Consider the following 24,112-nt stretch of genomic DNA (forward strand, 5'->3'; position numbering starts at 1 on the left):
TTACAAATCTACAATTTAAAAACCGCAACTATTGTGCCAGGTAAAAGTTGACTTATAAAGTTTGAATTTTTATTGATTAATAAGAGTTTTTACTGCCCCCCAATTCAGGCTTGGTAAAAATTACAAAAAAGCTGAGAAATTTTGTAAGGGTTTTTATTTGTCTAAGTCAAGCATTCGCTTGCCGTTTATATAATCCTTAAAGGCGGGTTTCTTGAGTGTGATAAGCTTATTTACGATTTCTTTTATTCTTTCGGAAGCCTGAAAAATTCGAGTTAAGTTTTCCCGAACTTTGTCGATGTCGTTATCCTTTAATGAGCGATTTATAAGCTCAAGGGCAAGGTAAATTATATTAAGTGGGTTATTAATTTCGTGTCCAAGTGTCCTTGCCATTTCAAGAAGTGCAACCTCATGTTCAAGTTCTGCTACTTCAGATTGAAGAGCTCTTATTCTAAACCCAACTCTCACCCTTGCTATAAGCTCATTAAAATCAACTGGTTTCGTTATGAAATCATCTGCTCCTGCTTCAAGACCCGTTATTTTATCCTCTGTTTCAACTCTTGCTGTAAGCATTATAACATAGCAAAACTTTAATTCTTGATGTGCCTTAATTTTACTCACAAGCTCAATTCCACTCATCCCAGGCATCATCCAATCAATTATTGCTATATCTGGTTTCAGTTCAAGCATTTGCTTAAAGCCATCAATGCCGTCATTTGAAATTTTAACATCATACCCATTTTTTGTTAAAACCCTTTCCAAAATCTTTGCATAGTTTTGATCATCCTCAACAATTAAAATTTTTCCCTTTTTTATCTCTTCACTCATTTTGTAGATATTTCTTAACTTTTTCAATTAGCAAATTATGATCTACAATGGGTTTGGGAATATAGTCATCCGCTTTACTTTCTTCAAGGAACCTTTCGGCATCACCACGCATGGCATGTGCAGTTGCAAGTATAATTGGAATTTTTGATGTAATTTCATTTTCCTTTATCATCCTTGAAAGTTTTAACCCATCAACTTGAACCCCGTTTACAAATGTGCCCGGAAGTGAGACATCCATTATGATTAAATTAACGTCACCGGAGTTTAAAAGGTTTATTATCTCTTCTCCGTTGTCTGTAACCGTCACTTTAAAACCACCCTTTCTTTCCAAAATTATTTTAAACAATTGCGCCGTCATAGCATCATCCTCAACAACAAGGACATGGACCATCGCCTTATTCTACTTTGTTTTAAGTTGTTTGTTTATCAAATCTATTAACCTATCGGGATTCAAATTAAGCTCACTTTTGTCAAAAACGATGATGCCTAGGCTTTTTGAAAGAAGTTCTCTTTCTTCTTCAGTCGTTGGCTCGGGATAATTGGTCACTACAAGAATCGGTAGATTCGGAGCCAGCTTATTCAACCTTAATTCTTTTATCACATCATATCCATTTAACTCGGGCATCATTAAATCGAGTAAAAGTATATCGTAATTATTCACCTTGATTTTTTCAATGGCTTCTTTACCATTGCTCGCATAGTCGATCTTATATCCATCAGGCAGAATTTTTTGTAAATAAAGTTTAACATTTACATCATCATCCGCAAGCAGGATGTTAATTTCATCCTTTTCTTTTACAAACTGTTTCAAAAGGTTCAAAAGATAAGCTGGATCAACCGGCTTTTCAATAACATTTGGATGAAAGTTAACAAATGAAAGATTTAAAAGTTCCTTAACTTTCTGCAGATGGCCCGTCAAAATTATAATTGGAATGTCTCTAACCTCCGGGGTCTCACGCACTTTCAAAAAAAGATCAAAACCATTTTTCACTTCAGCTGATGCCTTATGTGGAATTGCATAATCAAGGATCAAAACATCAGGTTTAAGATTTAAAATATAGTTCCATCCATCTTCAGCATTGCTCGCCCAGACAAACCTGAAGGAGTTTTTAACAAGAAATGATCTCAAAAAATCAGCAAACTTTTTATCATCATCAACAACAAGTATTAATAAGCCTGAATCGCCATAAACCTTTCCTGCTTCAACTTCAAAATTTTCATCATATGTAGTTTCAGAGAGCGGAATTGTAAATACTACAGTTGTGCCCTTACCCTCACCCTCGCTGTAAAGTTCAACAACTCCACCCATAAGTTCAACCAAACTTTTTGTAATCGCAAGTCCAAGCCCTGTGCCTCCATATTTTCTTGTTGTTGTTCCATCAGCCTGAACAAACTTTTGGAAAAGCTTAGCTTGTTTCTCCTTTGGTATTCCGATGCCGGTATCAATAACTGTAAATTGACAAAAACCCTTATCCTCAAAAACCTCCGCCTTAACAGTTATCCCACCTCTGTGTGTAAATTTTATCGCATTCCCAATAAGATTTAACAAAACTTGCTTCAATCTGTTTCTATCCCCCCTTATAAAAACTTTTCTATCGGGATAAATAAATTTATATTCGAGCTTTTTCTGCTCCGCCTGAACATGGGACAATGTCCAAACCTCATAAAGAAGTTCCGACACTTCAACATCCTCTATGTTGAGTTCAAGCTTGCCAGCTTCAATTTTCGCAATGTCAAGTATATCATTTATGATATTCAAAAGATGTTTCGCACTCATCAAAGCATTGTCTATAAATTTCATCATCTCTTCATTATTTTCATACAATCCCTCTTTTATCAAGTTCAAGAAACCAATAATTGAGTTCAAAGGGGTTCTCAACTCATGCGAAGTATTCGCAAGAAATTCACTCTTGAGCCTGTTCAATTCTTGAAGTTGTGCATTTGCAATTTCAAGTTGTTCGGCGTATAACTTTAACTTTTCCTCTGCTTTCTTCTGCTCCGTTATATCACGATTTATGCCAACAGTCCCGATTAGATTTCCACGGGAATCCCTAACGACCGAAAGTGAACTGCTCACATATATTTTTTCACCAAACCTATTGTAATGTATTGCCTCCCCGTTCCAAAAGCCTTTTTCCCAAAGTATCCTTCTAATCTCTTCCCTTGATAGACCTGGAAATTCAGCTGGAATAACTTCGCTTATTTCCTTTCCAATGACCTCTTCCGCTTTATATCCATACATCTTCTCAGCTGCCTTATTCCATGATGTTATTCTAAAATTCAAATCAGCAGCAATTATCGCATCGTTAACATTTTCAATTAAATTGGCTTGATATCTGATCTGTTCTTCTATCTTTTTCCTCTCAGTTATGTCTGACTGAATCCCAAGGTAATATGTAACTCCGTGCAACTCATCTTTAATAGATGAAATTGAAAGGAAAGCAAAATAAAGCTCCCCATTTTTCCGCTTATTAATTATTTCACCTGACCAATGCCCTTTTGTTAAAATTGAATCCCACATGTTTCTATAAAATTCCTCATCATGAAGGCCAGACTTCAAAATCCTCGGATTTTCACCAATCACCTCATCCTTCGAATAACCGGTTATTCTACAAAAGGCGTCATTGACTTCAAGTATAGTCGCTTGTTCATCGGTTATAACAACAGCATCATTTAAATTAAGCAGAAGATTTGATAAAAGTTTATCTCTTTGTTCAGCTTTAATTTTATCTGTTATATCAAGCATTGTTCCAAGGAGTGCAGGCTTACCCTCATAAATTATGGGATTGTTAAAAACTTCAACCCACGCAATTTCACCATTTTTCTTCATAACTCTGAAAGAAAAACTACCGCTGGAAATATCTCCCTTCAAATTTGAAGCGAACATCTCAAATACTTTCTGCCTATCATCGGGATGAACAAACTCAAAAATGGATCTTGTGTCAAGTATTTCATCTTTGCTAAAACCTAAAATCGATACAAGCTGACCACTTACGAATTTAAATTTGCCATCTTGGAAAATATATGTCCCTACAAGCGAACTTTCAACAAGGGTTCTATATTTCTCTTCAGATTCCTTAAGTTTTTCCTCCCACATCTTTTGTTCACTGATGTCTTCTATCATGCCTTCATAGTAAAGAACATTGCCCACAGCATCCTTAACAGCCCTTACATGTTCGCGAACATATATTTCCTTGCCATCAAGGCGTTTTAACCTATTTTCATAATTTGATACCATATCAGTAATTTCAAAAGCTCGAACAAACTTAAGCCTGTCCTCTGGATTTACATAAAACTCAGAAGCGTTTCTCTGCAATATCTCGTATTTATTTTTTGCCCCGAAGATCCTTACAAATGCTGGATTTACATCAATTATTTTACCATCTGGAGTTGATCTATATACCCCGATAACAGCATTTTCAAAAAGATCCCTGTATTTTCGTTCAGCTTGAATTAGCTCATCCTCAAATCTTCTTTTCTCAGTGGTGTCAATTTCAACAAACTGAATTAACTTAATAGGACCATACTTTATTAAGTTTCCATTTAACTCTGCGTATCTTATCCCCCCAGTCTTCGTTAAAAACCCAACTTCAAAAGCCTCGTGTTCCTTCCCTTCAATTATGTTTCTTATATATTCCCTAACCACCTCTATGAAATCTGGAACGACAAGATCAAAAATATAAAACTCTTTTATCTCATCGAGAGTGTAACCATGGAAGTTAAGAGCGTAATCGTTGGCATATTTTATTTTACCACTTAAATCAGTTAGAATTATCCCGCTAACGGAAGAATGAAAAATGTTTTCCCAAAACTTTTCAGTTTCCATGATTTTTTTCTCAATTGAAATCCGACCCAACGAAAACAAAATCCCGAGAACTATGCCAGTAATAGTAGGTACAATAAAAAAAGAAAGAACCTCTAATTTCCCCCCGCGAATCCACTCAATTACAAATGCTATAAAATCTGAAATCAAAACGGTCAATACAACATTCATAAGGATTATAACCACATTTGAATGCCTCTTCCCCGCCATGCCGATTCCAAGTTCCATGGCTTACACAATAAAATTTTGTTTTCAGCTTAAATTCCCCATCAAGACGATGGGGTAAATAGATTTAAAATGTCGAAATGAAAAATTTTCAAAATTTAACCTACTTTAAATAACTTTCTCCTAAGCACAATTTAAACATATTCACAAAAAATTGCAACTACATATGCAAACAACTTTAAACATTGAAACCAAAGAGATAATTCATGAAGGAAAACCACCTTCCGACTGGTCAATTATACTGACAAACGGCAAATATAGCGCCCTTATCCTTTATAACGGGACAGGACAAAGCTTCCACGAGCACCCCACATTTAACTCGATAATCAAATGGATTCCAAAAGTAAATTCTCAACTTGGGCGTTTTGTTTATGTTAAAGATATCGAAACAGATGAAAATTGGTGCCTAAACCTACCCTCAAACTACAAATTTAACCTTTGGAAGGTTCACTTTGGCATCGGTTATTTAAAAATTGAGACAATGAAAGAGCAAATTTTGGGAGAAATAACCTATTTTGTGCCAATCGATAAAGACCTTGAATACTGGATTATAAAAATCAAGAATAAATCAGGACGAAAAAAGCATTTTAAAATTTTTTCAGCCGTTGAACTCTCGCTTGGAAATTTGCACCCTTCAATACTTGATCCCTATGCCTACGAACTTTTCGTTAGAACTTGGGTTAAAGATAAAACTCTATATGCAACGAAGACATTTTGGATTGATAAAATAAAAGAAAGGGCAAACAAAAGTTGGGACAAAATTGTATTTTTCGCATCTGATCCTCCACCAGAATCTTTTGATTCTTTGAAGTCGGCGTTCATCGGAGATGGAACCATTGAACTACCACAAGCAGTAAAAGAAGGTTGGTGTTTTGAATCAATAGCAAATGGAAGAGAAGCTATTTTTGCATTTCAACACGATGTTGAAATCGAAAATGAAGAGGAAAAGGAAATTTTAATTTCGCTCGGAATTTTAAACGAAAGGACAAAGCCTGATGCTAAAATTGAAATTGCGAAAAATGATTTCGCAAAAACTTCTTCGTATATCACACATGAACTAATCGAAAAAGGAATTAAAGTTCAAACACCAGATGATGTGGTAAATATCTTTGTAAATAATTGGAACAAATACCAAAACTGGATTTGCTTCAATTTGCATAGATATCCAGCAAGCAATTATGTAGCTGGATTCGATTTGGTCGGTTATAGAGACGCACTTCAATCGATACTCGGAATTTTGCCGATAAATCATAGAATTTGCAAAGAACGACTTATTTATCTTTTCAAATTTCAGTTTAAAAATGGGAACACATGTCATAGTTTCAACCCAATTGATAACTACGCTGAGATTTCAAATCAAAGTGACGATCCCTTGTGGCTTTGCATAACGATGTTTGAATATCTTAAAGAAACAGGTGATTTAGAGATTCTGAAACATGAGGTTAATTATTACGATTCGGATGAAAAAAATTCCATTTATCTTCACCTTAAAAAAGCAATTGACTTCGTCCTTGGATTGCGAGGAAAACATGGACTTGTTCTCTTGCGAGGTGGGGATTGGAATGACGCCTTAAATTTTGCTGGGATTCAAAATATAGGGGAATCGACACTTGCAAGCATGATTTTGCTTTACACTTTAAATGAATGGATAAAACTGAATGAGTTTTTAAAAATTGATGTTGAAGATTATAAAGCTGAGCGAGATAAACTCAAAGATTCAATCAATGAACATTGCTATGAAGAATATAAAAAACTTGACAACGCTGGTTGGTTCATTAGAGCAATTACGGACGATGGCGAAAAAATTGGCAGTTATTTTTCAAAAGAGGGAAAAATTTATTTGGAACCACAAGTCTGGGCAGTTATAAGTGATGCCTGCGATAAAGAAAGAAAAATCAACTGCTTAAAATCTGTGATAAAATTTCTTGAATCAACTTATGGTTTCTTACTGCTCGATCCAGCATATACAAAGGTCGATGAAAAACTTGGCATAATAACAAGGTTTTTGGCTGGGGAAAAAGAAAATGGGAGTTTCTTCATTCATGCAAATTCATGGGCAATCATAGCATTATCAATGCTCAAAGATGAGTTCAAAGAGAAAGCATTTGAAATTTATTCAAAGCTTATACCTTTAAGATTTATGAATGACAAAAGATATAAAGCTGAACCGTTTGTTTATCCACAATATATTTGTGGTAAGGACTCGCCCCATTTTGGAGAAGCATCCTTCACATGGCTTACAAGTTCATCTGCGTGGATGTTCAAGGCTTTCTATGAATATATCTGTGGCATCAGACCTGATTATGAAGGCATTCGTATTGAAAGACCAGTTTTTCCAGCCAACTGGAACGAGGTTACAGTTGATAGAGTTTTTAGAAATTGTATTTATAAGTTCAAGTTTAAGCAAACAGGTGAATTTTCCATAGAGTTCGAAGGACGAAAGTTATCAACGCAGACTTTACCATCGTGCGGGTGCGGAGGGGCGCACGAAGTTGAAATTTTCTTTTGAAAATTCTATTTTAAAATCAAAAAAGGGATATACAATGGCAAAGTTCTCAACTATTGCAGTTTCATTACTTCGCTTTGCTTCAGGAGTGATGCTTATGTATTTCCATGGGCTTGGGAAGGTTAAAGGTGCGGTTGGACATTTCTTCGGCGGAAATGAATGGAGATTTATAAATACAGTAAAAAGTATTGGTTTTCCGGTTCCTGAGTTATTTGCTTTAGCTGCAGCAGCGTCTGAATTCATCGGTGGAATTTTGCTTGCGATTGGCTTATTCACGAGACATTCTGCATTTTTTATTGCCTTCACAATGGCTGTTGCAATTTATCGGCATCTTACAACTGATTTAAGATTTGAACTTGCTGGTTTATACTTTTTGATAGCGCTTGTATTCATCTTCAAAGGTGGTGAGGGGATATCAGTTGACAGTTTGATAAGAAAGGGGAAAATTTAAATCGAGTCGGGGCGCCCGGACTCGAACCGGGGACCTCTTGCTCCCAAGGCAAGCGCGCTAACCATCTGCGCTACGCCCCGAAATTTCAATTACAAATATATCAAAACGACGCCGAAAAATCAAGTTTGAAAAAATTCATCTAAACCTATGGAAATCACGCTAAAAAAAGGCAAAGAAAAAAAGATCAAAAATTTCTATCTCTGGATTTTCAGAGATGAAATTGAAAATTTCGAAAAACTTAAAAAAGAACCTGTTCAAATTGTCAATGTGAAAAGCTCAGACAACGAATTCCTCGGAAAGGCGTTCTTTAATCCAAAATCTCACATAGCTGCCCGAATCCTAACGCGAGACAATGAAAAAATAGATACCAACTTTTTCAAGAGAAGGATAAAAGAGGCAATTGAAAAAAGAAAAAAATTAAAAATCAAATCTAACGCGCTTCGCTTAATTCATGCTGAGGCGGATGAAATCCCTGGACTTATCGTGGATAAATTTGACAATTATCTTGTTCTTCAAATTAGAACCGCCGGCATTGAAAGCTTCAAACATGAAATTACAACTGTTTTAACAGACCTTTTGAAAATTTCTGGGATCTACGAGCGAAGCGATATGGAATCTCGCAAGGAGGAAGGGCTTGAGACATTGTCAGGTGAACTTTATGGACATGTTCCAAGATATGTTGAAATTGAGGAAAACGGTTTAAAATTTCTCGTTGATCTGCACTATGGACAAAAAACAGGATTTTATCTTGATCAACGGGATAATAGAAAAAAGATCAAAGAAATGGTAAACAAAGGTGATAAAGTTTTAGATCTTTTCTGCTACTCGGGCGCATTTAGCATTTACTGCGCAAGTGCGGGAGCAAGCGTAATCGGTGTGGATTCAGATAGAAGTGCAACTGACCTTGCGAGGGAAAATGCAAAAATAAATAAATTAAGCGATAGAATAACCTTTCTAACTGGGGATGCTTTTGAAACTGTTGAATCATTAGCAAACTCAGGCGAAAAATTTGATTTAATTATCATAGATCCACCGGCGATGACTAAAACTAAGAGAGGGGCTGAAGGCGTTAAGTGGGCTTTTCACAAATTAATTTTAAATTCACTTAAAATGCTTGAACCCGGCGGTAAATTAATGGTTTCATCCTGCGCATACCATGTTTCACTTAACATGCTTAAAGAAGCAATTAGATTTGCAAGTAATGATATTGGGAAAAAATTAAGAGTTATTGATGTAACCTTTCAACCTGAAGATCATCCCTGGATACTTCAAATGCCAGAAACCTTATATCTTAAAACAATTTATCTTGAAGTTTTAAAATGAAAGCGATGGAAGTTTTTGAAAAGTTTTTTAAAACCGACTCCCCACTTTTGATCGCTCACCGGGGATTATCCGCAGTTGCCCCGGAAAATACACTTTCTGCTTTTAAATATGCAATTCGTTCAAAAGCCGATATGATTGAAGTTGACATTCGCCTTACTAAAGATGGAACTCCGGTTATAATTCATGATGCTAAAGTTGATAGGACAACAAATGGAAGGGGAAAGGTTAAAAATTTCTATCTTTGGACTTTGAAAGAACTGGACGCGGGTAGTTGGTTTGATTTAAAATATAAAGGTGAAAAAATACCAACACTTGATGAGACTTTAAAATTTATAAACGGGAAAATTCCTATAAACATTGAAATCAAAACATCAACCAGAAAAAATGAAATAGCCGAAAAAGTTCTCGCTATCGTTTTTGAAAATGGATACGAAGAAAAAACCCTAATAAGTTCATTCGACCCGCGAGTTTTAAGAAGGATAAAAAAATTGACAGACGAAATACCAACAGCTCTTCTTTACCATTATCCAATTTATTTCAACCCCATCAAGACACTTAAAAATCTAAATGCTGTCGCTTTAATACATAATTTTAAGTTCACGACATCGAATCTTGTCAAAAAAATACATGATGCGGGTTTTAAAATTTTCGTCTATACTGTGAACGATCCAAAAGATATAAGAAAAATGATAGATATTGGGGTCGACGGAATTATAACAGACAATGTGCGCTTGGCTCGAAATGTTTTAAAATTACTTCACTAAACTTACAGTTGTGGTTATCTTTTGACTCATCGGAATGGTCATTTCAACTTGTCCCGATATTCCCATGGCCATTTCTATTTCCGATGCCGTTTCAGAACGAACCAAAAGTCCACTTTTCAAGTCAACCCATATCTTTCCGATGTTTTTCCCTTCACCCTCAAGACCATAATTCATTCCCTGAAACATACCCTGTCCTGAAATTGAAAAACTAGAATTAAGTATCAACCTCGCACATTCTATACCATTTACTTTTTCCACACCATCAAAAGTGTATTGTCCCTGCGCTTTTACAATCGTTTGTCCACCTTCATTAGAAGTTGTGTCGGTATAAGAAAAATCCCAAGACTCACCCTTAGATACTTTCCTTTCAGGGAAAACCACAGTATGTGAATATGTTCTTTTATCAATCCTTCGACCAACTCCCATAGGCAATTCACTCGCTTTCATATCAAGAACTTCAAAGCTTATTCCTTTACCATACTTATCGAGAACTTGCTTTAACTTTAAATGCATTGGGATGACAAAGTTTGTATCAAGTGGCGGGGTTTGCGTTTTGACCCCAGTTTTGATTGTGTCAACTAAAATTATCATTTCAATATTCCCCGCCGGTGAAACATCTTGGATGAAATAAGAAAATTTCGTCTCCGTTTTTGAATTTACAACCTGCTCCATTCCCATAGCGGACTGTGTTAAAACTCCTTCACTTGAAAGGAAGTAAACAAAATTTTTCCCCTTCTCCGGCTGAAATCTAAGCAAAACTTCCTGTGAATATAAAAATTGTGAAAGGAAGAAAAAAGAAATAAACGCTAAAAAGATTTCCCTCATTTAAAGCTCCTCATTTTTTGTTTATTTTTCGACAATATAACTCAAACAGAAAGAAAAAACAAATTTTCCCTTTCTTCTACAAATTGCTCAATTTTTCAGTTTTTGTTATATTATCTCAAAATAAACGATGGAAAGCAACCATGGCTTATCTCGTGACCGCAAGAAAATGGAGACCGTCAAAGTTTAGCGAAGTTGTAGGTCAAGAACATGTAACGGCGACGCTTTTAAATTCACTTAAACTTGGACGAGTCGCCCATGCTTATATCTTCGCTGGGCCTCGAGGCATCGGAAAAACAACGGTTGCAAGAATTCTTGCTAAAGCAATAAATTGCCTTAATCCTCAAGATTATGAACCTTGCAACGAATGTGAAATGTGCGTTGAAATTTCAAATGGCAGAAGCATCGATGTCCTTGAAATTGACGGAGCTTCAAACAGAGGAATTGATGAGGTAAGAGACCTTCGCGAATCAGTGAGATACACGCCAACAAAAGCGAAGTATAAAGTTTATATTATTGACGAAGTACACATGCTCACAAAGGAAGCTTTCAACGCACTTTTAAAAACACTTGAAGAGCCACCACCACATATACTTTTCATCTTCGCAACCACAGAACCCCATAGAGTGCCATCGACAATTCTATCAAGATGCCAAAGGTTTGACTTTAGAAGAATTGAGATACAAAAAATTATTGAACGATTAAAACTTATCGCGCAACAGGACAAAATTCAAATAGATGATGATTCACTTTTCACAATTGCGAAAAAGGCAAATGGTTCGCTGAGAGATGCCTTAAGCATATTTGATCAAGTTGTATCATTCTGCGGCGAAAAGATAAAATTCGAGGATGTGATCAAAGCTCTTAACATAATTGATCAGGAAATTTTCTTTAGAGTTACAGACATAGTTAAAGAGAAAAATATAAAAGCTGGACTCGAGCTTGTCGATGAAATAACTAAACTTGGTTATGACTTTCAAGAATTCTTGACCGGTCTATCTGAACATTTAAGAAATTTCCTTGTTGTGATAACGACAAAATCAACTGAACTTATTGAAGCGACAGAATATTACAAATCTCGCTATATCAGCCAAGCTAATAACTTCACTGAATCAGATATAATAAGAATGTTAAAAATTGTAAACGATGCCGAAGCTTCAATAAAATGGGCACCCCAGCCAAGGTTAAAACTTGAAATGGTTATAACTCAACTTGCATCTCTTGATAGTGCTGTAAAAATTCAAGAACTGCTTGCAAAAATCGAAGAACTTGAAAAATATCTTAATTCATCCGGAGGCGCTAACCCCGAAAATTTTAATATTCCCCCGGAAGGGGGAAATAAATCGAAAGTTGAGATGTCGCCGACATCGCAAAATATACAACCAAAGCCATCCCAAAAGACTGAAACTCTGACACTTCAAAGCGATGATATCGATAGCATCAATAAATTATTTGATGAGCCCACCCAAACCTACGAGAAAAAGATATTTCAGAAACGCGAAACACCAAAAATTATAGATCCCGAGAAAATTTTAAATTTAATTCGCGAAAAATGGGATGAGATTGTAAATAAAGCCCAAAGTTATAATTTAAATCTCACTACGGCTTTGAAATTTTCATGGCCCATTGCAATAAAAGAGTCCAAACTTAACATTGGAACATCAACTGATTTACATCTTGAATGGATAAAGAAAAATAGAAGTTTTCTGAGAGAGAAAATTAAAGAATTATGCAACCTTGATCTTGAAATCGATGTTAAAATAGCCGAGGTAGAGCAATTAAATGAAAAAATTAAACAACTCAGCCCCGATTTAAAATTAAAAAAACTTATAGATGATTCTCCATTTGTCAAATCGCTTATTGAAATCCTTGACGCCAAACCGATTGATTAATAAATTGCTCCTTTCCCTTCTCTTTTTCTTTTCAGTTCAGGCACTTTCAAACAGTTTCAAGTTTGCAAAATATGCTGGTGATTTTTTATCAATTGGAGTTGGAGCTAGAGCCCTTGGAATGGGTGGAGCATTTACAAGTGTTGCAAATGATATCACAGCTGGATACTGGAATCCTGCAGGTTTAACCGAACTATCAAGCGCTCAACTAATTTTAATGCATGATGAAAGATTCGCTGGTATTGTAAATTATGATTATCTTGGATTTGCCCCAAAGCCAGCAGACTTTTTCTCATTTGCTTTCTCAATCATTCGCATTGGGGTTGAAGATATACCTTATACAAATGACGCTTTTTTTGATACTAACGGAAATGGCATCTTTGACCCCAACATAGATCGACTTGACCCTGATAGAATTTCTTTTGTTTCGTCCGCCGATTGGATTTTCATAACATCCTTCGCAAGAAATATAAAAGAAAAATTTTCGCTTGGTGGAAACATAAAATTCATTTATAGGAAAATTGAAAAGAACTCTGGCATCGGCATTGGGTTTGATCTTGGGTTAAAATATAAACTTCAAAATTTCTCCATAGGAGCAGTTATAAAAGATGTAACTTCAACTCTAATCGCATGGAATACCGGCAGAAACGAAATTGTAGTACCTTCACTGACGCTTGGAATAAGCAGAGAATTTGAAATTTTGTGGGGTAAATTTACACCATCGTTGGATTTAATAACAAGATTTGAAGGAAGGAACAAAACTGCGTTAGTCGGCACTAATTTTATAAGCTTTGACTTTAACGCCGGGTTTGAATACTCATTCAAAGATAAAATTTCAGTAAGGTCTGGTTTTACTGAAAATAAAGAATTTACACTTGGAGCTGGATTAAAGATAAATCGTCTTGACATTGATTACTCATTCGCAAAATTTGATTCTGAATTGGGAAACACACACAGGGTTTCATTGAAATTTTCAATCAATTAAAACAAAAAAACAGATTCTCGCTGATGAAACTTTACGCTCTTGCAGTAGCTGCACATCCAGATGATGTAGAGTTAAGTTGCAGTGGAACTATAATAAAACTAACTCAGAAAAATTACCCTGTCGGAATCCTTGATCTCAGCCGAGGCGAACTTGGAACGAGGGGAAATGCAAAGATAAGAGAAAAGGAGGCAAAGGAGGCAGCGGTGCTTATGGGTGTAAGCGTCCGTGAAAATCTCAACTTACCTGATGGAGGAATAGAAGTTACGCATGAGAATAAACTTGAACTAATAAAGATCATAAGAAAATACAAACCCGAAATAATTTTAGCGCCTTACTGGATTGAGCGACATCCTGACCACGAGAACACAAGCAAACTCGTCCGAGAAGCGTGGTATCTCTCAGGGCTTGCAAAGTTAAAAACTAAATTAAACGGAAAAGTTCAAGAACCTTTCCGACCAAAGAAAATTTTTTTCTATGTTCAGTACTTCTATCAACAGTTTACACCAAATCTCATAATTGACATATCCGATGTTTTCGATAAAAAGTTAAAAGTCATCGAATGCTACAAATCTCAATTTTTTAATCCGCAAGTGAAATTCAATGCTAAAGAAACCCTGTTGAGCACACCAGACTTTAAAGAATACCTGATTGCAAGGGCTCGTTTCTTTGGTGAAATGATCGGGAAAAAATACGGCGAACCGTTTTTAACTTTAAGCCCGGTCGGTTTAAATGGAATTGACGATGTAATTCTACCCGAACGAAGTTAAAATTAAAAATTACCCGAACTTGAAAACTGAGGAAATTTTAGGGCTTGTAAATGTAATTTTTTATGCTGTGCATATAGTTGTCTTTTCAACGCTTGGATACAAGCAAGGGAAAGCTAACGGCGTGAAATCTGTGATTCTTATTTTGATTTTTTTGCTTGTTTTATTTTTTGTTTCAATACAAGTCGGTGGTTTTATAGCCCAGATATTTTTCATAGGGAAAGAAATGACATCAAAATTAAAATCCATTCACGATACATTGGTTATCATCATCGCGACTGTCATAGAACTACCCATTTGGTTCACCTTTTTGAAAAAGAAAAGAAAGCACGAGGATGAAACAGAAAACGATAGCTTTGATAGCCCACGATAGAAAAAAAGCCGATATGGTTGCATTTGCAACACAAAATAAGAAGAAACTTGAAAAATTTAATCTTATCGGTACTGGAACAACAGCAAAACTTGTGCGAGAAAAAACAGGATTGAAAGTTAAGGCTTATCACTCCGGTCCATACGGTGGAGATGTTGAAATTGCTGCGCTTGTTGTGAAAGGAAAATGTAATATGGTTATATTTCTACATGATCCACTTGAACCACACCCACATGATCCTGATATTAAAACTTTAATGCGCGTTTGCGATGTTTACAACATCCCCTTAGCCACAAATCTTGCAACGGCAGAAATACTTATAAATGCTATTTCAGAACCGCTCTCAGATTGAAAAAATCCTCCCACACCTCATTTTGATTTAAAAAAACCCTTTTTTAATTTTGATAAAAAATGTGGCAAAATCCATGACCAAAATAGTTGAAGTTAAGAATATAAAAATTGGTGGTGGAAATCCAATTGTCGTCATAGCTGGACCATGCGTCGTTGAAAACTACGAGATAACTTACGAGACAGCAAAGCGAGCCAAAGAGGTTACATCTGAACTTGGGATGCCATTTATTTTTAAATCGAGCTATAAAAAAGCAAATAGAACAAGTTTAGAAGGATTTACAACAATTGGGGAAAAAATAGCGCTTGAAATACTTTCTCAGATAAAGCGAGAACTTGACATCCCTGTTCTCACCGATATTCACTCTGAGGCGGAAGCGGAAATGGCAGCGGAATATGTTGATGTGCTTCAAATACCTGCGTTTCTTTGTAGACAAACGGAACTTTTAATTGCTGCTGGAAAGACGGGCAAAGTAGTTAACATTAAAAAAGGCCAATTCATGGCTCCTGAAGATATGAAATACGCAGCTGAAAAAGTTGCTTCAACAGGGAACGATAAAATTTTGCTAACCGAGAGAGGGACAACATTCGGGTATCATAATCTTGTCGTCGATATGCGTTCTCTCCCGATTATGCGCTCAACCGGTTACCCTGTTGTAATAGATGCGACGCACTCAGTTCAATTACCAAGCATTGGTGGGAAATCCGGTGGAAGGCCGGAATTTATTTTTCATATAGCGAGAGCAGCGGTAGCGGTCGGGGTTGATGCAATTTTTCTTGAAACACACCCTGAACCATCAAAAGCTTTGAGCGATGCTGCAAGTCAACTGAAACTTGACTATCTCTACGATTTGCTATATCAAGTGAAACAAATTGATGAACTCGTCAAAAAGTTTGAACAAGCGAGCGTACTCAAATGAAAGTTCGAAAAGGCGCAACAGAAAAAGCTCAAAAAGTTAAAATGATTCTTCTTGACGTTGACGGCGTCTTGACCGATGGAAGTATAATTTACTCATCAAACTGCGGAGAGATCAAAGTTTTCAACGCACAAGATGGTTTTGGAATTGTGCGAGCAATTGAACTTGGATTAAAGGTTGGAATTATAACGGGTAGGGAATCAGATATAATCAAAAAAAGAGCAAATGAACTTGGGATAACAGATCTTATTCAAAATGCCATTGACAAAGTAAAACCATTTGAAACATTGGCATCAAAATATAACCTAAAACCTGAGCAATTTTGTTATGTTGGTGATGACATCCTTGATATTCCGCTTTTGAAAATAGTTGGTTTCAGCGCAGCTCCTGCAAATGCAAGAAGTGAGGTTAAAAGAGTCGTTGACTATGTTGCTTCAGCTTCAGGTGGAAATGGAGCAGTAAGAGAAATAATTGATTTTATACTGCGGGCGCAGAAAAAAATTTGATGATGTAAAAAGCAAAAATGATTGATAAAATAATAATTCGCGGGGCGAGACAGCACAACTTAAAAAACATAAATCTTGATATACCACGAAATAAATTCATCGTAATAACCGGGGTTTCAGGCTCCGGCAAGTCCTCACTCGCCTTCGATACGATCTACGCCGAGGGACAACGAAGATATGTGGAATCTCTATCCGCTTATGCAAGACAATTTCTTGACATAATGGAAAAACCGGATGTTGACTTGATCGATGGCTTAAGCCCCGCTATCTCAATTGATCAAAAATCAGTAAGCCACAACCCTCGTTCAACAGTTGGAACCGTGACCGAAATTTACGATTACCTGCGTCTTCTATTTGCAAGGGTTGGAGTTCAATTTTGCTATAACTGTGGGAAACGGGTTCAAAAACAATCAATAGATCAAATCGTCGAAAGCATCATCAAGCTTGGCGAGGGAACGAGAATTGAAATTTTAGCTCCCGTCGTCCGAGGAAGAAAGGGACATTATCGAGAACTCTTTGAAAAAATTTTAAAAGATGGATTCCTACGCGTTAGAGTTGACGGTAAGGTGAGAGAGATAACCCCAGGGATGCAAGTAGATAGGTATAAAATTCACAACATTGAAGTTTTAATCGACAGGATCATTATATCGAAGGAATCAAAAAGAAGAATTTATGAGTCCGTCGAACTTGCGCTTGAATATGGGAACGATTCTATAATTGTAAATGATGGCAAAGAGGATCTATTTTTCAGCAAGCATCTCGCTTGTATTGATTGTGGAATAAGTTATGAAGAACTTTCACCAAACTCATTCTCATTTAACTCCCCATATGGTGCTTGCCCCGATTGTGATGGACTTGGCGAAAAAATGGAATTTGATTTAAAGCTTATAATTCCTAATCCATCTCTTTCAATTTCTGAGGGAGGACTTGCTCCCTATGGAAAAGAAAGAAACACTTGGGAATGGTCGCTCTTAAAATCTGTGGCAAGAAAATACGAAATTGATCTTGACAAGCCCATTAAAAAACTTTCAAAAGAAAAAATCAATATCCTTCTTTACGGCGCTGGCGATGAAAAATTCCCGGTTAAATATGAATATTCCGATGGCTATGTGGCAACCTATACACAAAAATTTGACGGGGTGATAAACTACTTAAAACAACTTTACAATAATACAACATCTGAAGGGATTCGTGAATGGGTCGAAAAATTTATGAGTACGCAGATATGTAAAACATGTGAAGGGAAAAGATTAAAAAAATCTTCCCTATCGGTAAAATTGGTCGATGCAAAAACCGGAAAGAAAACGGGGATTGACGAAATAGTTTCAATGTCGATAAAATCAGCATATGAATTTTTTGAAAACCTCAATTTAACCGAGAGAGAACTTTTAATTGCAAATCAAATTCTTAAGGAAATAAAATCAAGATTAAAATTTCTTCTTGATGTCGGGCTTGATTATCTAACGCTCGATAGATCAGCGAAAACCCTCTCTGGAGGCGAATCGCAAAGAATTCGCCTTGCAACTCAAATTGGCTCGCAACTTTCGGGTGTTCTATATGTACTTGATGAACCGAGCATAGGTTTACACCAAAGAGACAATCTGAAACTGATTCAATCATTGAAAAATTTAAGAGACCTTGGAAATACAGTTATAGTTGTTGAACATGACAGAGAAACGATTGAAAACGCCGACTTTGTAATAGACCTTGGTCCGGGAGCTGGAAAGTCTGGAGGAAATGTCATTGCTGTTGGAAAACCCCACGAACTTGATAATAACTCCTTAACTGCACAATATCTAAAAGGAAAAAAGAAGATCGAAATTCCACAAAAACGAAGAGAAGGAAATGGGAAATACCTTATTCTAAGAGGTGCAAGGGGCAACAACCTCAAAAACATAGATGTGAAATTTCCACTTGGAAAATTTATCTGCGTCACTGGTGTAAGCGGGTCTGGAAAATCAACGCTGATTGGGGAAACACTTTACAGAATTTTAGCAAAACATTTCTACAACTCGGTTGAAGAACCATTACCATATGACTCAATTGAAGGAATTGAAAACATCGATAAGGTAATCGAAATTGATCAATCTCCAATTGGGAGGACACCGCGTTCAAATCCAGCAACTTATACGGGTGTTTTTACCTTCATAAGGGAGCTATTCTCACAACTCCCTGAGTCGCGCCTTCGTGGTTATAAACCTGGACGATTTAGCTTTAATGTAAAAGGCGGAAGGTGCGAAGCTTGCGAAGGCTCCGGAGTCAAAAAAATAGAAATGCACTTTTTACCGGATGTATTCGTCACATGTGATGTTTGCAAAGGCAAAAGATATAACAAGGAAACGCTTGAAGTTAGATACAAAGGCAAATCTATAAGTGATGTTTTAAACATGACAGTCTCAGAAGCGCTTGAATTCTTTAAAGATATTCCAAACATTAAACGAAAGCTTCAAACACTTTATGATGTTGGACTTGGATACATAGAGCTTGGACAACCTGCTCCGACTCTATCTGGAGGTGAAGCCCAAAGAGTCAAACTTGCCACTGAGCTTTCAAAAGTTTCGAAAGGTAAAACCCTTTATATACTTGATGAACCAACAACCGGACTCCATTTTGAAGACATAAAAATGCTACTTGATGTTTTAAATAAACTTGTCGATCGTGGCAACACTGTGATCGTTATAGAACATAACCTTGAAGTTATAAAGGTTGCCGATTGGATAATCGACCTTGGACCCGAAGGTGGGGACGACGGCGGTTACATCGTCGCGGAAGGAACACCGGAGGAAGTTGCACAAAACCCAAATTCTTACACAGGTAAATTTTTAAGAAAAGAACTTGGGCTTGAATAATCTATTCCCGATCAATTATTTCTTTTAGCCATGGCATTACCTCGGTTATAAAACTTGGTCCATGATGAGCAAGAAAATCGTAAATTCCCGGAGTTATAAAAACCTTATCTTCTTTTATCGCTTTCACATCCCCAAATCTACCCCGAAGAAAATTCACTATTTTATCTTTATCCCTATTTTTTGAAAACATCTTCGGCTCATAAATTATCACATCCGGGTTTAACTCCTTAACCTTATTATCATCAGGAGTGATCCACTCCGCAGGGTAATTCCCAAATATATTTTCTCCACCCAAAAGTTCAATTGCATCAGTTATATAACTGTATGCACCAAATGTCACAGGACCACCAAGATCAATCTCAACATAAACTTTAACCTTGGGCTTATTTGCTTTACGATCAGAGATCGTTTCACTTAACTTGTTCGTTAATTTTCTTTCAAGTTCCCTCGCATTTGAAAAATATCCCGCTACAACCCCTGCTTCATAACTTGTCGAAATTATCTCTGAGACTGAAGGGGGTAAACGAACTGGATAAACTTGAAATTTTTCGCCGAGATTTTTAATAAGATCAAGTTGATAACCCGTCGTCGTGAAAATTATATCCGGATTTAACTTCCTAAGTTTCTCCTCGTTAAAAGTATTATAACTCCCAACTATTACCTTCTTCCTTGCGATTTGTGGTCTGACACAGTAAACACTCACTCCAAGGACAAACTCACCAAGTCCCATTTCAAAAAGTGCCTCAGTAACCGCAGGGCTGAAACTAACAATTCTCTCGCATCTATCTGGAAGAAACAATTCTTTTCCCGTAATCTCGCAATAAACTTTTCGCATGATATCGCACTCTATTTTTAAACAAGACCCGCTTTAAATTTTTTCTTCCCTGATCAAGTTAATCTTCCTCTTAAACTCAGAACTTACCTGCTCTGGGTTTTCGGCTTTCATTATAGCTGAAACGACGGCGATACCGTCAGCGCCAGCAGTTATAACATCACCCATGTTTTCAATTGTTATTCCACCCGAGGCAAAGACAGGGATATCTTCTCCAAGAATTTCTTTTGCCCTTCTTATCATTTCAAGAGGAACAATTTCACATGAATCAACAGATGAGCTTGGGAAGATAGAACAAAACGAGATATAATCAACCTTGTTCTCCTTTGCCCATTCAATTTTCTTGATATCATTTCCGCAAGTGATGCCAATGATTTTATCATAGCCGATGATCTTTCTAATTTCGTCGCAAGATTTATCAGGTATTTCATACCCATCAAGATGTACACCATCAGCGTTAAATTTTGCACAAAGTTCAATATCATTCGCAATTAGAACAGGGACATCGTATTTATGGGCAATTTCTATCAACTTTTTCGTCGCATCGGAAAATTTTTCAAAATTTATTTCCCATGCAGATTTATCAGCCCATAATTGTATTACATCAACCCCACCATTTAGTGCTTTTTCAACTATTTCACACAACCTTTCTAAACCAAGCCTTTCAACTGCAGTTATATCGACAACGAAATATAGACCACCTTTTATCTTCATATTTTACCTCCATCCTTTGTTAACAGCATTTATATAAGCATTCCAGTAAGGATCTGTTTCAGGATAAACCAATGGTTCTTTTGTCCCATCTGGATTCTCAATCACTAACCCATATGAGGGCTCTTCAAAATATCCAACCTCCACAGATTCTATCCCATTTTCTGAAAGAACCTTTTGAAGCTCCGACACTTTCCCTTCCTTAATCGCAATTATCAATGTTCCTTCACTAAGTGAAATATACGGATCGATTTCAAATAGCTGGCAAATTTTTCTTGTCGTTTCTGAAACAATGATTTTATCTTTAAACACATGAACTCCACAACCACTTGCAACCGCCATTTCATAGATCCCACCAAGAACGCCTCCTTCGGTAGCGTCGTGCATCGCTGAAACGCCATCATCTCGAACGCCAATTTTAACAGCAGTCAAAGCATCATCAACAACGGAGAATTTTCGGAAATAACTTTGTGCTTCTTTTAAAAAATCTGAACCGAAATTTTTTTCAATCGTCTCCGGGAAAACGCGGGCAAGTATCCCCGTCGTTGCAATCGCTGAACCTTTTGTTATCACAATTCGATCCCCGGGCTTCGCCATGTTTGAAGAAAGATATTTGTCTATATCACCAATAGCGATAAATGTTCCACCCCCGACGATTGTATAATCAATTCCGAAAAATTTTCCAGTATGTCCGCCAACTATTGCTATGCCAAGTTTTTCACACTCACGGTGAAATGCATCCCAATAAATCTCAAACTCTTCTTTTGTTATTTGCGGCGGGAGATTGAAATCAAGCACCGCATACATCGGCGGGATCCCACTCGTTGAAAGATCCGAAGCAAGCAAATGAACCGTAAGCCACGCCGAATCCTCAAGACCAAGTGCTGGAATAATTGAAAGCGGATCTGATGTCAATATCATAACTTGCCTATCGTTTATCTTTACCACTGCGTTATCACAACCATAATTAGGACCGACAAGAACCTCATCCCTCTTTAAGCCAAGCTTTGGATAAATTATATTATCAAAAAACAACTTTCCAACTTTCCCAAACTTTGGAAAATCAACTTGCATATCACCAAACCCAGTTTATTTAAATTTAACTCCAAAACCAAGAAAAGAACCTCCCAACGGAAATTTCAGCAATTTTTTTATACCAAAAATCTTTGGAAAAACGGCGCATCTCCAATCAAGAAACTCATAACTCTTACCATCAAGCGCTCGTTTTAATTCCTTTTTTATCATCGGCAAAGAATAAAACCGTGCATTGTAATAATATGGATTTTTGCCAAGTTTGACTTGAATTATTCGCCTTATCGTTGGCAAACTCCACCTGTTCATCAAACCCATGACAATCCCTCGCCTCGCAACTCTCTCGGCTTCTTTAAAAACTTTGACAAGATCCGGCATATACTCAAGGCATGCGACATATAAAACAACATCAAAAGATTTATCTTTAAAAGGCAAAAACTCAGCCCTCGCGTTAATAAATTTTCCCTTATCCCATAATTCCTTTGCAACTCCAAGCATAACAGGTGAGATGTCAACTCCAACGATCTTATATCCAAGCGAACCCAACCATCTTGTAAAATGTCCCGTCCCACATCCAACCTCAAGAATCTCACTAACGCCATCTATCTGATCAAGTAAAAACTTTAACAGATTTTTCTCTTGGATATCCGCCTCCTTATATTTGCCCTCGTAAAATGATTCGTAAACTTTTGCTATCTCGGGTTTAAAATACCATGGTGTAAATTGTTTATCTTTCATAGGCTTTACTCATGCTTTAATTTTGTCAATGTTTTTCAAACTGTGTTTTCTCAACTGCTTTAGCAAGCTCTCAAAATCCTTCGGCAACTTCGCCTCAAATTCAATGTACTCTTTCTTCCTGAAGTGAAAGAAACCAAGTTTCAATGCATGAAGTGTCAATCTGCTCATCAATGGTCTTTCCGGCTCGCTTCTTTCGGCTTATACTTCTTTTTTATCTCAGACAAAAAAATTTCACTTTTGTTCCCATAAACTGAGTCTATAGCAAGCGGATGTCCAATCGCCTTGAAATGAACTCTGATCTGATGCATTCGCCCTGTAAGCGGTCTAACCTCAACAAGCGAATAATTTTCAAATTCTTCTAAAACTTTGTACTCAGTTATCGACCTTTTTCCTGACTCATAATCAACCCGCATCGTGCCGGGAACCTTCGGGTTTTCTGAAAGTGGAAGATCGATCCTTCCCTCTTTATTTCGCAAATGACCCATTATAAGGGCATAATAAATTTTGTTTACATCATGCTCTTCAAACTTTTCACTCAAGTCTGCATGTGCCTCTTCATTCTTCGCAAAGCAAATGACGCCGCTTGTTTCTTTATCAAGTCGATGAACAACAAATATTTTACCATATTCCCTCTTCAAAATATCGTAAAGATTTGGAATAGCGCTTGCGAATCTATCTGGGATGGTTAAAATACCTGCGGGTTTGTTCAAAACTATGAAATCATCGTCCTCATAAATGATTTCAACTTCATCAGCAAGCATCCGGGCTTTCATAGCCGCAGAACGGGATTTAATTTGAAAAATCAAAACTCAAATTTTAAATAAAAATTTAAACCCCGAGATGAAGGTATAAAGCCAAATTCATGATTTAAACTTTTGCTCTGCTTTCTTGCCAATATCAAAGCATCAATTGCGCTTGCGAAATGATTCGCAATTATAAAAACGAAAGAGAATTTGGCGTAATATCCAAACGCACGACTTTTAATTCTCATATCTTTATATCTTTGTCTTGATTGCTCCGAATCCCACCACCAATAAAATTTTTCCGGATCGTAAAGTTTCGCATAATCCCTATCTCTTCCTTTTCTTAAATTGTAATCATACACACTTCTGTAATTTTCAATGTTTGCAAAAAAATCATCCGGTTTCCCATTCGGGTCAATCCCAGCGCGAATCACCGCAAAATTTATCGCATCATCGTTTAACCATCGCCCATATTCATTCAACCCAAAATAGACAAGCCATAGCGAAATCTCAGAAGCAAGAAAATACTTTCCAACATCAAATCTTTCCAAATATGCCTGCCCAAGTCCCGGCACAATCAACGAAAAACCAAATGCAACAGCTGGAGATTTTTCTCTTTTCTCATTCTCTGAAACTATCCCCGAGATGATATTTTCTCTGATTTTAAATTTATCAATATCCCCAGCGAT

General features: G+C 36.7%; 22 protein-coding genes, 1 tRNA gene and 1 pseudogene. 12 read left to right on the plus strand and 12 right to left on the minus strand.

What is annotated here, in order from left to right:
• Positions 1-153: 153 nt before the first annotated feature.
• Genes AWW78_RS00890 through AWW78_RS00900 form a run of 3 tightly spaced genes read right to left on the minus strand, consistent with a single transcriptional unit; the run spans position 154 to position 4,876 of the window.
• Positions 154-825 (minus strand): response regulator, encoded by a 672-nt coding sequence (locus tag AWW78_RS00890; protein WP_047133818.1) that lies wholly within the window; start codon positions 823-825, stop codon positions 154-156.
• Positions 818-1,216, minus strand: a complete 399-nt coding sequence (locus AWW78_RS00895; RefSeq protein ID WP_047133819.1) for a response regulator — start codon at positions 1,214-1,216, stop codon at positions 818-820. Before AWW78_RS00895 ends, AWW78_RS00890 begins: the two co-directional genes overlap by 8 nt.
• A gap of 9 nt (positions 1,217-1,225) precedes the next feature.
• Entirely contained in the window at positions 1,226-4,876 is a 3,651-nt protein-coding gene (locus AWW78_RS00900; RefSeq protein WP_047133820.1) for a PAS domain S-box protein, read from the minus strand.
• A 163-nt stretch (positions 4,877-5,039) separates the two neighbouring features.
• Between AWW78_RS00900 and AWW78_RS00905 the strand changes: the two genes are divergently transcribed.
• Both AWW78_RS00905 and AWW78_RS00910 read left to right on the plus strand, forming a co-directional pair.
• Positions 5,040-7,382: a GH36-type glycosyl hydrolase domain-containing protein gene (locus tag AWW78_RS00905; RefSeq protein ID WP_047133821.1), complete on the plus strand. Its 2,343-nt coding sequence runs from the start codon at positions 5,040-5,042 to the stop codon at positions 7,380-7,382.
• A gap of 34 nt (positions 7,383-7,416) precedes the next feature.
• Positions 7,417-7,830, plus strand: coding sequence for a DoxX family protein (locus AWW78_RS00910; RefSeq protein WP_047133822.1), 414 nt, complete (start codon positions 7,417-7,419; stop codon positions 7,828-7,830).
• Positions 7,831-7,836: 6 nt separating this feature from the next.
• On the opposite strand, the gene AWW78_RS00915 is transcribed toward AWW78_RS00910, so the two are convergent.
• Positions 7,837-7,910, minus strand: a tRNA-Pro gene (locus AWW78_RS00915).
• A 67-nt stretch (positions 7,911-7,977) separates the two neighbouring features.
• Here AWW78_RS00915 and AWW78_RS00920 point away from each other — a divergent pair.
• Together AWW78_RS00920 and AWW78_RS00925 are read left to right on the plus strand one after the other, a co-directional pair.
• On the plus strand, positions 7,978-9,153 hold the full coding sequence (locus AWW78_RS00920; RefSeq protein WP_047133823.1) for a class I SAM-dependent rRNA methyltransferase: 1,176 nt from the start codon (positions 7,978-7,980) through the stop codon (positions 9,151-9,153).
• Positions 9,150-9,917: a glycerophosphodiester phosphodiesterase gene (locus tag AWW78_RS00925; RefSeq protein WP_082349096.1), complete on the plus strand. Its 768-nt coding sequence runs from the start codon at positions 9,150-9,152 to the stop codon at positions 9,915-9,917. The genes AWW78_RS00920 and AWW78_RS00925 overlap by 4 nt, the downstream gene beginning before the upstream one ends.
• Here the strand turns inward: AWW78_RS00925 and AWW78_RS00930 are convergent.
• The gene (locus AWW78_RS00930) at positions 9,906-10,742 is read right to left on the minus strand and encodes a DUF6263 family protein (protein WP_047133824.1); all 837 of its coding nucleotides are present in this window, start codon (positions 10,740-10,742) and stop codon (positions 9,906-9,908) included. The two genes, AWW78_RS00925 and AWW78_RS00930, sit on opposite strands and share 12 nt — an antisense overlap.
• A 140-nt stretch (positions 10,743-10,882) precedes the next feature.
• Between AWW78_RS00930 and dnaX the strand changes: the two genes are divergently transcribed.
• From dnaX to uvrA, 8 genes are all read left to right on the plus strand, one after another.
• On the plus strand, positions 10,883-12,631 hold the full coding sequence (dnaX, locus tag AWW78_RS00935) for a DNA polymerase III subunit gamma/tau (RefSeq protein ID WP_047133825.1): 1,749 nt from the start codon (positions 10,883-10,885) through the stop codon (positions 12,629-12,631).
• Positions 12,624-13,613 (plus strand): PorV/PorQ family protein, encoded by a 990-nt coding sequence (locus AWW78_RS00940; protein ID WP_047133826.1) that lies wholly within the window; start codon positions 12,624-12,626, stop codon positions 13,611-13,613. The genes dnaX and AWW78_RS00940 overlap by 8 nt, the downstream gene beginning before the upstream one ends.
• A 23-nt stretch (positions 13,614-13,636) precedes the next feature.
• A complete protein-coding gene (bshB1, locus tag AWW78_RS00945; RefSeq protein ID WP_047133827.1) occupies positions 13,637-14,380 on the plus strand; it encodes a bacillithiol biosynthesis deacetylase BshB1 in 744 nt (247 codons plus the stop codon).
• Positions 14,381-14,399: 19 nt separating this feature from the next.
• Positions 14,400-14,750, plus strand: coding sequence for a hypothetical protein (locus tag AWW78_RS00950; RefSeq protein WP_047133828.1), 351 nt, complete (start codon positions 14,400-14,402; stop codon positions 14,748-14,750).
• Complete coding sequence (locus AWW78_RS00955) at positions 14,713-15,099, plus strand: methylglyoxal synthase (protein ID WP_047133829.1); 387 nt, start codon at positions 14,713-14,715, stop codon at positions 15,097-15,099. Before AWW78_RS00950 ends, AWW78_RS00955 begins: the two co-directional genes overlap by 38 nt.
• Positions 15,100-15,172: 73 nt before the next feature.
• Positions 15,173-16,015, plus strand: coding sequence for a 3-deoxy-8-phosphooctulonate synthase (kdsA, locus tag AWW78_RS00960; protein ID WP_047133830.1), 843 nt, complete (start codon positions 15,173-15,175; stop codon positions 16,013-16,015).
• Positions 16,012-16,518 carry a KdsC family phosphatase gene (locus AWW78_RS00965; protein ID WP_047133831.1) on the plus strand — a complete coding sequence of 169 codons (507 nt, stop codon included), beginning with the start codon at positions 16,012-16,014 and terminating at the stop codon, positions 16,516-16,518. Before kdsA ends, AWW78_RS00965 begins: the two co-directional genes overlap by 4 nt.
• A gap of 17 nt (positions 16,519-16,535) precedes the next feature.
• Positions 16,536-19,367 carry an excinuclease ABC subunit UvrA gene (gene uvrA / locus AWW78_RS00970; RefSeq protein WP_047133832.1) on the plus strand — a complete coding sequence of 944 codons (2,832 nt, stop codon included), beginning with the start codon at positions 16,536-16,538 and terminating at the stop codon, positions 19,365-19,367.
• 1 nt (position 19,368) lies between these two features.
• On the opposite strand, the gene AWW78_RS00975 is transcribed toward uvrA, so the two are convergent.
• The 7 genes and pseudogenes from AWW78_RS00975 to AWW78_RS10475 form a co-directional block, all read right to left on the minus strand.
• A complete protein-coding gene (locus AWW78_RS00975) occupies positions 19,369-20,202 on the minus strand; it encodes an ABC transporter substrate-binding protein (RefSeq protein WP_047133833.1) in 834 nt (277 codons plus the stop codon).
• A 33-nt stretch (positions 20,203-20,235) separates the two neighbouring features.
• The gene (gene thiE, locus AWW78_RS00980; protein ID WP_047133834.1) at positions 20,236-20,913 is read right to left on the minus strand and encodes a thiamine phosphate synthase; all 678 of its coding nucleotides are present in this window, start codon (positions 20,911-20,913) and stop codon (positions 20,236-20,238) included.
• 3 nt (positions 20,914-20,916) lie between these two features.
• The gene (locus AWW78_RS00985) at positions 20,917-21,984 is read right to left on the minus strand and encodes an AIR synthase family protein (RefSeq protein WP_047133835.1); all 1,068 of its coding nucleotides are present in this window, start codon (positions 21,982-21,984) and stop codon (positions 20,917-20,919) included.
• 15 nt (positions 21,985-21,999) lie between these two features.
• Positions 22,000-22,680: a class I SAM-dependent methyltransferase gene (locus tag AWW78_RS00990; RefSeq protein WP_047133836.1), complete on the minus strand. Its 681-nt coding sequence runs from the start codon at positions 22,678-22,680 to the stop codon at positions 22,000-22,002.
• Between the two features lie 9 nt (positions 22,681-22,689).
• A complete protein-coding gene (locus AWW78_RS10470; RefSeq protein ID WP_176696213.1) occupies positions 22,690-22,848 on the minus strand; it encodes a hypothetical protein in 159 nt (52 codons plus the stop codon).
• A complete protein-coding gene (locus tag AWW78_RS00995; RefSeq protein ID WP_176696214.1) occupies positions 22,848-23,453 on the minus strand; it encodes an RluA family pseudouridine synthase in 606 nt (201 codons plus the stop codon). The genes AWW78_RS10470 and AWW78_RS00995 overlap by 1 nt, the downstream gene beginning before the upstream one ends.
• A gap of 29 nt (positions 23,454-23,482) precedes the next feature.
• Positions 23,483-24,112: pseudogene (locus AWW78_RS10475) on the minus strand (hypothetical protein); the annotation flags it as partial.

This window comes from Candidatus Kryptonium thompsonii (genome assembly GCF_001535985.1).
Lineage (GTDB): Bacteria > Bacteroidota > Ignavibacteria > Kryptoniales > Kryptoniaceae > Kryptonium > Kryptonium thompsonii.